General features: G+C 30.9%; 10 protein-coding genes. All 10 read right to left on the minus strand.

What is annotated here, in order from left to right; translation table 11 throughout:
- Nucleotides 1–3: 3 nt before the first annotated feature.
- The 10 genes from ACKJXD_RS03050 to ACKJXD_RS03095 all read right to left on the minus strand — a co-directional run bounded on the left by ACKJXD_RS03050 (nt 4) and on the right by ACKJXD_RS03095 (nt 11,810).
- On the minus strand, nt 4–2,817 hold the full coding sequence (locus ACKJXD_RS03050; protein WP_430875490.1) for a phage tail protein: 2,814 nt from the start codon (nt 2,815–2,817) through the stop codon (nt 4–6).
- Nucleotides 2,787–3,005 (minus strand): hypothetical protein, encoded by a 219-nt coding sequence (locus ACKJXD_RS03055; protein ID WP_430875491.1) that lies wholly within the window; start codon nt 3,003–3,005, stop codon nt 2,787–2,789. Before ACKJXD_RS03055 ends, ACKJXD_RS03050 begins: the two co-directional genes overlap by 31 nt.
- Nucleotides 3,005–3,244 carry a hypothetical protein gene (locus ACKJXD_RS03060; protein WP_065557716.1) on the minus strand — a complete coding sequence of 80 codons (240 nt, stop codon included), beginning with the start codon at nt 3,242–3,244 and terminating at the stop codon, nt 3,005–3,007. Before ACKJXD_RS03060 ends, ACKJXD_RS03055 begins: the two co-directional genes overlap by 1 nt.
- A gap of 9 nt (nt 3,245–3,253) precedes the next feature.
- Nucleotides 3,254–4,039, minus strand: coding sequence for a phage BR0599 family protein (locus ACKJXD_RS03065; RefSeq protein WP_220217143.1), 786 nt, complete (start codon nt 4,037–4,039; stop codon nt 3,254–3,256).
- Nucleotides 4,023–5,201, minus strand: a complete 1,179-nt coding sequence (locus ACKJXD_RS03070) for a hypothetical protein (RefSeq protein WP_220217142.1) — start codon at nt 5,199–5,201, stop codon at nt 4,023–4,025. Before ACKJXD_RS03070 ends, ACKJXD_RS03065 begins: the two co-directional genes overlap by 17 nt.
- A gap of 230 nt (nt 5,202–5,431) precedes the next feature.
- Nucleotides 5,432–7,048, minus strand: coding sequence for a hypothetical protein (locus ACKJXD_RS03075; RefSeq protein WP_430875492.1), 1,617 nt, complete (start codon nt 7,046–7,048; stop codon nt 5,432–5,434).
- A gap of 246 nt (nt 7,049–7,294) precedes the next feature.
- Entirely contained in the window at nt 7,295–7,600 is a 306-nt protein-coding gene (locus ACKJXD_RS03080) for a phage tail assembly chaperone (RefSeq protein WP_430875493.1), read from the minus strand.
- Nucleotides 7,601–7,626: 26 nt separating this feature from the next.
- Nucleotides 7,627–8,046 (minus strand): hypothetical protein, encoded by a 420-nt coding sequence (locus ACKJXD_RS03085; RefSeq protein WP_267352273.1) that lies wholly within the window; start codon nt 8,044–8,046, stop codon nt 7,627–7,629.
- A gap of 37 nt (nt 8,047–8,083) precedes the next feature.
- Nucleotides 8,084–9,625, minus strand: coding sequence for a phage tail tube protein (locus ACKJXD_RS03090; RefSeq protein ID WP_411622966.1), 1,542 nt, complete (start codon nt 9,623–9,625; stop codon nt 8,084–8,086).
- Nucleotides 9,626–10,466: 841 nt separating this feature from the next.
- Nucleotides 10,467–11,810 (minus strand): hypothetical protein, encoded by a 1,344-nt coding sequence (locus ACKJXD_RS03095; RefSeq protein ID WP_430875494.1) that lies wholly within the window; start codon nt 11,808–11,810, stop codon nt 10,467–10,469.
- Nucleotides 11,811–12,018 lie beyond the last annotated feature (208 nt).

The raw sequence follows: 12,018 nt of genomic DNA on the forward strand, positions 1-12,018 counted from the left end.
TTCCTATTTAATTTTGACTAGTAGATTATTTTTATCAATTGCTGATTGTTCTTCATGAATTTTAAAAATTAAGTCATTATGAAGTTCAATCGAATGAGAAAATGGTGTAAAACAATAAATATTATCGACAATACTTGATATTTGAATATCTAGCGTTCCCTGAAGATATTCAGAAACATCCAATTCAAATGCAGTAACATCAATAATTTGATCTACAATTATTCTTTTATTGAGTTTGATGGTCAGATGATATTTAACACCACTTTCTGGTGTAATATCGCTTTCATACCATCCAATAAGTTCTCCTGATGTTTGTTGAAGTCGATTTCTCGATGACCATTTGATGTAGAGTTGGTCGGTACTGAGTTTATCGGGAAAATAAAAATTATTTATCGTAACATTTGCAGGAGGATAAGGTTTTGCAGCTCGACCTTGAATATTAATCATTGCACCTGTCGCTAATGAAGGATCTAATGAATCAGTAGAAGTGTTTGTAATAATTCGGCAATCAACTTTATCACCTTGATAATATTCATCACTTTTTAATGATAATTGTCCCCCACAAAAATAGACTTTACTCCCTTTTTCATGTTTTTCTGGTAATGTGTCAAGACACCCTCTTTTGACGGTCAGCTGATTGTTAGAAAAAGATTGAACATATAAAATTTCGTTTCCAATCAAGATCCAGTTATAGTCTTGTTCTGGTGGATTAAAGTTGAGTGTAATAATTGATGTAACTTGATCAAGTTCATGCTCTATTAATCTCATTTCACAATCTATGATATTTTCTGGATTCTCAAAAGTATTCGAAAGAGAGGTAACTAATTCACTATGAAAAGTCCCCTCTGGTGGCGATGCAATTGTTGCAGCTATTTGACCGATCGACTTATCATCTTGAATCATAAAATCAACTTCTCTTTGCCCGTAATTATAAACCAGTTCATAATAGGGACATTCCATAATAGCGTAATGTTCAGCTGGTTTAGCTAAATTTATATCGGTTGTGGGTATAATGACGGGTTGATTACTTACCACTGTCGATGATGGCAATGAAAACACATCTCTCATGCATTCAACGGTAACTTGATTACTTTTCTGAGTACCGTAATCAAGTGAAGTTACACGCATTACGGCTTTATTTAGCCCTAGCTGTGGCATATCCAATACAAAAACATCACCACGATTAAGCATTCTTCCGTCTAAATTAAGGGTTAATGAAACAGAAGCTAAATCTGAAGATAATGCGGCTAAATCACGAAGTGCTAGTCTAGAAGCTAATGAACGATTGTAAACCATATCATAAGTAACAGTCGTATTATTTTCACGTCCAGCCATCAAAATTAAAGCATCATCCCGAACAGTCACCGAACCTTGTTTATAGTCATTTGTTCTGTCTATAAAATTGACGGTAACCGAGTTAATCATCTCAGTGATGATATTTTTTTTAATATCGGAAATTTTGACTATATTCGTTTTATCAAAAAGAGGTAATTTTTCAATATGGTAGTCATTTCGAATTACTTTTATTTCAAATTGATTTGTTTTAGCATTTTGATATAAAACACAGTTTGCAGTATTTTCAATATTTTTCTTCAAATCTTCAAACTTACTTTGATCATTCCATATATAAGAAAGACCAAGTTTTTCTCGATAAAAGAGATCAGCAGCTTGTCTAAATGAATCTTCGTTAATGCTGTTCTTGATTAGGCTCGAATTAAAACCATTTTGCTGATTAAGTACTAATTCTCTTAGTATGTGAGCGGGATTCATATCTGCATTGAGATTATTGATTGCATTCATGATGGTATCATAAATAATGTTCGAATCGGTTCCCTTTATTACTGGTATCCCATCTTCTGGCGTATTATCAATTTTTGAACTTAATGATTTATTGGTATTATCAACATTGATACAAAATATATTGACATCATGTTCATCTTGTTCATTAAATTGACCTTTTTTATCAATCATATTATGAATTTCTTCATTTTTGATATGGTCAGCGTTTTCTAGTTCACCATCACTAACAAAAATACAACATCGATTCATTGTTTGATTGAATGTGTCTTTAAAGAAATTTATAGAATGAGATAACACATTTTCAAGATTTTCTCCGCCAACAATTTTTAAATTATCAATAAAAGATAAAAGACCTACAATATCGTTTTGAGAAACTTTTCTAACTAGTTTTGTTTGTGGATTTCCGCCTTGATAAGTGGTTATCAGAATATCTAATCTTAATGTCATCAAATCGATTGAAGTTGAAAGATTTTGTATAGCACGTTTCATCGCTGATTTAAGTGCTTGGATTCGCCCTCCACTCATACTCATTGAAGTATCCAATATAAAATGGATAGCTGTATTTGCACTTCCATTTTCAGTTTTTATCTCTGCTTTACTGTCATACCATTGTCGTGTTTTTTTGGAGTCTTGATAATGTATACGCTGAACAACTGCCGAAATATCTTTCATATAAGGGTTATTTCCCCAATAAAATTGTCGGAATACAAGACCCGCGACATGACGATAAGCCGGTACAATAGCTGATAATTTACTTGCCAAATAACTATTTCGATTATGTTGATGATGACCTGAATACACATCAACTGTACCTGATACACCACCTTCCCTTTTGTCACCACCGAATAATCCTTGTTTATTTATGGCTATTTGTCCATCTTGCACAGCACCTCGCCATGCTGTCCTGTCTGCTACGCTAATATTAGTCAATTTATCTATAGTGCCTTGACATAAAACCATACTGACTCCAGCGTAATATTTATAACCTACAGTTTGCTTTTTCTTACTTCCGCCCATGTTCTACGCTCCGCATGTTCTATAACTTGATTTGCCATTGCATCATTGGTTGATTTTAAAATTTCAGCATTTATTCCTTCTTTCAAAAATTGGTTCCAATCGAGTCCATGACGTTTAAAAAACTCCCGTCCACCACGACTACATTGTTTTACTGCAATCATATCGTCTCTGGTTACAATTATTTTCATTATTTTTTGCCACCTTTTTTTCTAATAGCTGACGTTTTTTTATCTCCAATCCAGGTATAAATTGGATTGGTTATCTTAACGGTACCAAATACAATGGGTATTCCCGTTCCTTCTGTTGAAGTTCCCGTTTTAAATTCATCAGCTTCTATTTTTTGTTGATTTGCTTTGCCTTTTGAAGACACCATCCCAACGACCATTCCAACAACAACAGCAACTAATGCAGAAATTAAAAAAAACATATTTCGCTCCTAAACAATTGAATTACCGTTATTTAACGGTTCTAAAGGTAAATAAGGAAATCCACCATAATTGATGGTGTTATTAAATGAATGGCAAGAATTTAGGGTTCTTAAACAACCTTTGTACAGCGTAATTTGTAATATCCCTTTATTTAAATTGTCCAACAATTGCTGATTTTTTCTGATTAGGACTATTGATGATTGATTATGTTCTTTGATAAACGTCTGTTCGCCTTCAGGCGTCCTTAAAATACCTGCCGTGAAATAACCATTTTCAATTTCACGTTCAAATTCAACCGTGACGATATCATTTTCATAAGCTAACACAGTGCCTTTTACCTTAAAATCCTCTCTATTTAGACCACAATGTTCGCCATAAAGAGAATAACGACAATTACGCTGAATTTTTTCATTTACACCAGTTTGCCCTGAGCGTGTAATCAATAATTCAAATGTCATCACCATCTCTTTTTCTGATGTTGATGTCTGAGTTAAACGTCCACTCCATGACATAGTAGTCATATTTTTTTTATCGAGAATATAGATATCAACAAGTAAATGCTTCGTGATATCCGGGTTTATCCATGATTTCACGACTTCATTAGTAATTGGCATGGTTATATCAATTTTATTTTTGGAAATAGCGGCATCCCGTTTTATCGCTGTGCGATTGATAGACTCTTTTTTATATGTCTGATTATCAATATTTAGTTCACGCATACCATTGGTATAACGATATGTATTGATTCCATCATTAAAAACATATAATTCAGCTTGTTTAAAAATATTGATCATCGAAAACCTCGATTATTGGAATGTTAGATTGAGCTTGTAAATAGGTATCGTATTCAATTTGTATATCATCGGTGTCAAAACGACATAACATTAAGTGACTAATTTTTGTTATAGGCTTAGTGATAACTTGATCAATCGTTAATTGAATACTTTTACCCGTATTTTTAATATTGATAATTTTCACATACGAAACACTATCTGGATGAAATAATGCTAAATATTTGAATGATGGGTTAAATGATTGATTTTCTATATAAATCTTATCGCCTAATATATGTGTTTTAACAAGATTTTCATCGTTATCACATAACCAAAATGCGTTAAGTTTTCCTTCGATTCGATAAATAAATTTTTTAAAAGCCTGGATTTCTTTCAGTCCATCAAGGTAAAAAGTCAAAGATCGAGACAGCTTTGAATATTGCCAATTCTCAATTCGGGTAATTTTACCTAGATCATAATCAACAATTTCAATATCTTTTTGAATTGTTGATTCATTCACTCCATAACAATTATGCAATACTTCTAATCCAAGATACTTGATACCATAATTAGCGCCGCTGCTAAAATTCAATTCATGACTTAGCTCAACACTAATATCTATTTGACTTTCATACCCTGAAGTCGTGTATTTAGTATTAGTAAGATAACATGGCATTAATGGAAGAATATACGCTGCTTTATAATGATAATTTATCGGTTTTATATTGACCTGCTTTTCAACAGGAACTCTTTTTTTTAGTTCAAACACTAATTTGGTTTTTTTGGGTTCTATGAAAACAAATTCTAATGGCTTTTGTTTTGGTAATTGTAGCCATTCATTTACTTCACTATGTTCAGCATTCTGATAAATCAAAAACTTATCACCCACTTTTTGATTTAAGATATTAGGTATAGTTTTCTGACCTAATTCTAGTTCACCAAGATATATTCCTGACAACCAATCTGGTATCAACCATATCTCAGTAAAATTATTTCTGAGTGAATTTAAATAATAGTTACGATTATGAATATGAGTTAAAAATGAGTATTCATAAGAAACTCGTGGTAAAGCACGTAAACCTATTCTGTGCTCTCTACCGTTTTTTGTTTCGATGATATCAGTTAGCCAGGAAAATGTTTCTTTAGCCCCTTTTATGGGTTGTTCTGTAATGATATTTGACATGTTGGCCTTCTTTAAAATAAGAATTAAGCAATTTTTGATATGTTGACAATAGTGAAAGGCTAGCTAAATGCGCTTTTGTTAATTTGTTCTTGAATGTTTATAAAGAAAAAGCGCCAATTGAGGCGCTTAATTTTATTAGTTACTCAAGTTTTAAATCCACTTTGATCTTATAACTATATCATTTGGGATTTTCAATTTTGATGCAATTTGGTCTTACTTAGACATTTTAATTAACAAGCTTTCACTATTGTTGCTAGTTCATCACCATTTTCTCGATTTATTTGCATTATTCGCTTGACACCTTCTTGAGTAGATAACCATTGCTGTGCACTGTCATTGTCATTAACTAAAGCAATATTAATGATTGGGGCAATAGTTTGTAAGCTACTTTCAGCTTTTTCAGATGTTGAACTTTGATTTGTAATTTGAGGAACTTGTATGCTACTCATATCTCCACGTTGTAAGGCTTCAAGGTTATTAACCCCTATTCGTTGCGTTGCTGACGCATTCATCACAAATTCTTGACCATGTACTAGACCTGCTACCTGAGTTCGTGCCAGGTTCCCCGTATAACCACCTTTCATAAAGCCTGTTGATTGAGATCGAATGGCTGCGACATTCGCCATACCGGAAGTAATAGCCGCCGCCGCAGCTGCTGCACCTAGAGCCGGGCCTATATAAGGAATACCTGCCATAGATGCATAGGCAGCATTAGCAGATTGATAAGTATTTACAATGGCCTGTGCAATCGCTGCTGCTTTACCAACTTTAGCCATCGTAGCATTATTTGAACTTTGTAATTTTGCCACATTGCCAAAAAATTTATCTGCCTGACTTAAAATAACATCATTTTGTTTGGCCCAAACTTGTGCTCTTAATGATGCGGCAACCGACTGATCAAGATTGAATTTTTCTGTAAGAACATTTATTTGATCATACATCGATTGATATTGTTCAATCTGCAAACTTAATAAGCTCCAAGAGTTTTCGAACATTCCTGTAAATGGACTTCGACTATCTGTGTTCAACACGTTGATTATTTCATTATCATCTAATTCGGACAGACTTAAAGCATTAACCAAATCACCAAAATCTTGTTGCTTTTGTTTTTTTGAATTGTTCTCTAAGCCGTCTTTAATCGCAAGTATTCTCAAATATTCCTGATTCAATTCGATTGTTTTTCTTAATTCAGCATTTTGCTGTTGATTTAATATTAAACCTTTATTCATCAGATCTAGAGTGATACGATTAAATTCATTTTCTATAGCCCTTTCTTGAGAAGAGAGTTTCATCAGTTCCCATGTTCGCTCTAACTCTTTATTATAATTACCAAGTGGATCTATTGATTCATCATATTGCTGATTCAATAATGTCATATAGTCACTGTACTCATTTTGACTAATTGCTGCTTTTTGATAGATGCCTGCCAATTCTGATTGTTTTTTGTTGAATTCTGTTAGTTTATCATTTATTGGATTTAACGAACTTAGTAAAAGTTGTTCATCTGGAGTTATTAATGTGTTATCTGTATTTTTAGCTGTTGATTGATGTTGTGCTATCCCTGTATTTTTTGTTTTTGTCGTCAATGTATTGAAATTTTCATTTGGATTCTTCAATATTTTTGTACGATTTATTACAACCTCAAAGCTTTTTAATATTTCGTTACTTAAGTTTTTAATACTATCTTCAGCTTTCTTAAACGGATCTGTATTCCAACTATTTTTTAACAATGTTTTTAATTTGTTTAAATTTATTCTTGCTGAAACTGAAGCACTATCGATACCTTTTAGCTTTGTTTTGATTGAGGAAGGAATATTCTCTGAAAACTGTAATGTTTCAATTGGCATATAAACCCCTTTTTTGCCTAAATATAATCAAATTGAGGTACAATATTTATTAACTAATAAGTCTGTCTCTCATGTTGATATATTTTTAAAGCGCTGATTTAAATTATTTATAGGTAAACTTTTTACAAAATAGTAGTAGTTATACAAGTTCATTTTAGCCTTATATAACCACTCTATTTTCAATAAAAAATTTAATGAACTAAGCTTAATAAAGATGAATAATCATCTACTTTTAAAAAATGTTACTTAGTTTTTTGTTTTAAAAGCCCGATTAACATGTTTTAAATTTACCTTATCCATTTCACGTATTAGATAAACAAAATCATTCGTATCTTCATTATCTAATTGATAAAACCGAGCGTATTCAATGATTGCTAACCATGAAATAGGTGTTGGGCCCATTGAATGTGAACGTGTCGTATCTAAATCGAGAAAAGCTTGATAGTAAAATTCAAGATGTTCGTCAAGTTCGGGTTTATTTTTGATTTTATCTGGAAGTGCTTGTCCCATTTGTTGAGACATTCTGATGATATCTTCGTCCTTTCCATTCATATCAAGTTGATATTCAAGGACTTCAATTAGTTTTTTATATCTTTTTCCAGCTCAACCGTTTTAAATAAATCAATATCACTTGCTTGTGCAATTAAATCATTGAATAAATCTGGCAACTGAGTTAAGAGCTTAATTGCATTGTCAGAAGTGAACGGTATAATTTTATTGTCACGTCCTTGTATGTTTTCCCAGCCTCTTAGTACACCACCAACAAAAGCTTGCATCGAAATTTCAATGACTTTATCTTCTGGCAAAGAATCTAACTGTATTTGTCTTTTGTATTGTTTAGTTAATTTTTTGATTAACATTGAGTATTTAGAATTTACGCCTCCCATTCGGGCTAAATAGAACGTTGGAATTGTTCCGTCTTTATTGGCTCCATAAGTCACTGGAACCCCATCTTTTTCTTTATTTCTATCTGTTTCAAATTGTTCAAATAAACTCATTTTTTTCTCCTAAAAAGCGCAATTATGATTAATATAATTAAGCGTTAACATATGGCATTGCAGAATCAGGAAGGTATTCAAATGTTTGATACATCATTGTGTAACCATGTTTGTTTTCCGCCCCTGTTTTCTCAAGTGGTATCGTAATTTTCTGATCTTTTTCTATATTAGGCATACCACCACTTAACGCTAATAAAGGAATGTCAAAAATGACCCCTGAATTTTCCGCAGCTAAAATTGTCGAAAAGCCAACATCGGCGTTATTTCGAATCGCTTCAATCGCATCAACTGAAGAAAAGTATGCGGTAATTGATCCGGTTACACTAAAATTACCAACTGATACATCAAAGCTTCCTAAAATTCCAAGTCCTTTAACTCCTGTAACACCATTAGAAATAGCTAAACTGGAATCAGTAACATAAGCAAATAAAGCACTTGGTGTTGAACTTTTGGTATCATTGATACTTAATTTTTGTCGATAAATATTAGAAGTTGCGTTAAAAGGTGATGATTTATCACATTCTAAACGTTCACCTATAATTCGATCCTTCCCTTTTTTCGTGAAAGAATTACATCCAACATAATTCAAATCTGCAGTAACATATTGCGCTGACCCCATATTAATGGTTAATTCATTTGCAACTGCCCCATTAACGTATTGGGCTTGAATTTCGTTATTAACTGAACCGAGTGTTCGTTCAAAACAATAGGTTTTTTTAACAATTTTATTTTGTTCTTTTTCATTTTTAATTACCGTTCCAAAATAGATTTCTAATTTAATATTAGCACCGGTATCATTTTCAGGCACAAAGTCGGTATCATCAAAAGTTATTGTTTTCGCAGTAATTTCGGTTATTCTTGCCCAACCTCTATTTTTTGGAAAATAAGAGTCCGATGCATCACCACCAACCCAAATCCATTCACCTTCAATTAATCCGAGCTTAGTTAAATCAGTCGAAGTAGAAACTAATTTAGGTAATGTTCCTTTTTTAACTTCCATTGAACAACTACCAGAGCTGAATTTAAAACCTACCGCAGAAATTTTTGCGCTAGCTGGCGGATTCAATTCTTCTATTTGTGGTGTACTTGAGTTAGTTGAAATATTGTTATCAGAGCAAGAAGATACAATTTTTAAACCATTGTTTGCAAAATTGCTAAACCCTGAAGCATGAATAATCGTGCCTGTCAGTAATTTTTGCGGTAATTTATGACTATCTGGAAAATTATAACCTTTTGATACACTCTTAATAGGTAATGTTTTACCGCTAAGTGATTGAGTTGTAAATTTTTCTCTTGCTTCTGCAAACATGAAGCCTCGCATTAGCCATGGAAAAATATTTTTAGTCATATCAAGGCTAAAACCTGCTGAAGCATCAATATCAACAATTTTACCCTTTTGATTTTGTCGTGAAGGATTGATCGTTTCTCGCTGTAGTAAGGTTGTAGAACCGCCGAAATCACTATAGCTATTTACTTCGATACCATGCCAAACAGGATTGCTAGGAAGTATTTTTAAATCATCTTCTTCTGCGATGTATAAACTTGTAACATTACTGTCAATTGTTTTTGTTGTATTCATATTATTTCCTAATTAATTAAATGTTTTAGTTGTATTTGCAAAATAACAATTGAAAATATTGCTATTTTGCGGTGGTTGATTATCAGAATTTCTAAATAAATCGTTAGAATTGAGGCTATCAATTCATCTAATATACTGATGAGATTTCTGATTTAATTTTTTGAGATTGTATTATTAGAAAGTTGTTGAGAGTTTGAATAAACTCACGATGGAGATGATGTTTAAGGTTTAAACCTAAAAATTGAAAACGTTACTTATGTTAACTTAAAAAGTTGTAAGAAAAGATATGACATCTTTTTTATACTGATGAAACTGTGAGTAAGATAAAATTAATTATTTGTTTACGTTTTTTGAAAACCTCCTTTTTAAATAATTTGGCATTGATCATATAAAAAATAAATCTGAAATATTTTATAAACTATCAATTTCATTTCTATCAACTAAAAAACGGGAAATTATTATTTTAGTAACCCATTAATGTTTTCGAGAAATAAAAAAGCCCCACTATTTATAGCGGGGCTTTAAATAAAATTATCTTAGTTTAGGTTAATTATACACCAAAAATGTATGGTGTCAATTAATCAGGACAAATTATCGGTTTTGCTTAATAAAAAACTGTGTCTTAATAAAAAAATAAGGAGGTACCGAAATGATCATGTTCATTTTTTCTGATTTAACATAAGTATAAAGTAAAAAATTTTATAATTTAATAGTCAACTTAACTAAACATGAACCAGTAACTAATTGAACATACAAAATTAAAATTTGAAAACTGATAATTTACATTTAAACTATATTGTCACATTTCATTATCTAAAAAATATTCTTAATGTCATAAAAATTAGTCAAAACTAATTGAAATGTTGATATCCCTTTGCTCTAATTGCTCTTTTATGTAATTTTTAAGCTTATATTTATCAATTAAAGTTAGAGCAATTTGGTTTTGATTTAATCGTAATAAGCTAATTATAATCTCTGGTAATAATATGGTTTTATTCAAAATATGTCTTATAGCCTGTTTTATATCTTGTTTGCAATCTCTTTCATAATAAGGATAAGTTAAGCTATATTCTTCAGAAAAAACACATTCTCGTGAAAAATAATAAAGCGTATTTATATTTATTACTGTTTTTGCTTCAATGTAGTTTATTAACTCATCTGTTGTTTTAGCTATTTCATAAGATTTATTTGTTCCTCTAATTACTCTCTTTTTAAAGCTTCTTTTATTATTTTCATCTATACTGGAATCAATATTATTTGAATCGATAATTAGATCATCTGATTTGTTATAAATATAGGATAAATCATGTAATTGGTACCATTTATCCATAAAAAAGTAAAATTCTTCTTCATTAAAATCAGATAGTAATGGAACTTTTCCAATGAAATATCCAAATTCATAATGATTTTTTATAATATTGATTGCATTAGTAAGTTCATTTGAGCTTATGTTAAATATAGCTATTATTTCATTTTTTAGCTTTTTAAAACTATTATTTTTCCATTCATTAATATGGGGTAACATTTTAGCAATGGCTAACAAATCATCTCTAGATAAATTTCTTGTAAAACTTCCCATTTCATACTCAAAAATAATTGAATGATGATAATTATAAAATGATTCTAATAACTGCTCTAATTCATTAAAATGTCTACCTAAATGCATTATATTTATAACTGACTGAGATATAAGGTGTTTTTTATTTTCAATATCATAAGGGTATCGAAATGTTTGACCTGTAGCATCAATATTTCCAAAACACTCAATATAAGGAGCTATAACGTTAGCCTTATTAATTAACCTTTTATCTAAAATTTTATAATTATTAGTCAAGTAATCCCATAAATTATTAATATCATGAGCTTTCATCATTGCTGCTGAATGATTTATTTTTATTTTTTTTAATTCAGCCAAATGAATTGTAAATTTAATATAACTTTTTAAAAATAATTCAATAGAATGTCTCATATTAAAACAAATAGGATAAACTGCATAATCAGGATGAAACAAGTTTCCAAAGCTACTATCCTGAGTAGTGGAAATTTTTATCAAAATATTAGCTGCAGATGCAAATCCTTTAGCATATTCAAATATATCCGAGTTACCATTGTTACCAACACATGCATTAGTATGTATTGGATAACTATCAAATTTTTCAGGAGTAAAAATAAAATTACTTTTCATTATTCATAATTTCTCTAAATGTATTCAACTTAACTGCTTCAATATTACAAAGTATATATAATAAGCATATAGCATGATGATTTTGTTATAGATGTGGTCGAGTATTTTTATAAATGCAACAATGTTACTTGAATTCATCATAAAATAGCTAACGAAAGTATGACGTAAAACTTTCGTTGGTTGACAATAAGATATTTCTATACCAGCC

The sequence above is a fragment of the Gilliamella sp. G0441 genome, from assembly GCF_050589305.1.
GTDB lineage: Bacteria > Pseudomonadota > Gammaproteobacteria > Enterobacterales > Orbaceae > Gilliamella.

Coding starts and splice junctions, on each gene's coding strand:
- ACKJXD_RS03050 (WP_430875490.1), bottom strand. CDS start 2,817: ATGGGCGGAAGTAAGAAAAAGCAAACTGTAGGTTATAAATATTACGCT.
- ACKJXD_RS03055 (WP_430875491.1), bottom strand. CDS start 3,005: ATGAAAATAATTGTAACCAGAGACGATATGATTGCAGTAAAACAATGT.
- ACKJXD_RS03060 (WP_065557716.1), bottom strand. CDS start 3,244: ATGTTTTTTTTAATTTCTGCATTAGTTGCTGTTGTTGTTGGAATGGTC.
- ACKJXD_RS03065 (WP_220217143.1), bottom strand. CDS start 4,039: ATGATCAATATTTTTAAACAAGCTGAATTATATGTTTTTAATGATGGA.
- ACKJXD_RS03070 (WP_220217142.1), bottom strand. CDS start 5,201: ATGTCAAATATCATTACAGAACAACCCATAAAAGGGGCTAAAGAAACA.
- ACKJXD_RS03075 (WP_430875492.1), bottom strand. CDS start 7,048: ATGCCAATTGAAACATTACAGTTTTCAGAGAATATTCCTTCCTCAATC.
- ACKJXD_RS03080 (WP_430875493.1), bottom strand. CDS start 7,600: ATGAATGGAAAGGACGAAGATATCATCAGAATGTCTCAACAAATGGGA.
- ACKJXD_RS03085 (WP_267352273.1), bottom strand. CDS start 8,046: ATGAGTTTATTTGAACAATTTGAAACAGATAGAAATAAAGAAAAAGAT.
- ACKJXD_RS03090 (WP_411622966.1), bottom strand. CDS start 9,625: ATGAATACAACAAAAACAATTGACAGTAATGTTACAAGTTTATACATC.
- ACKJXD_RS03095 (WP_430875494.1), bottom strand. CDS start 11,810: ATGAAAAGTAATTTTATTTTTACTCCTGAAAAATTTGATAGTTATCCA.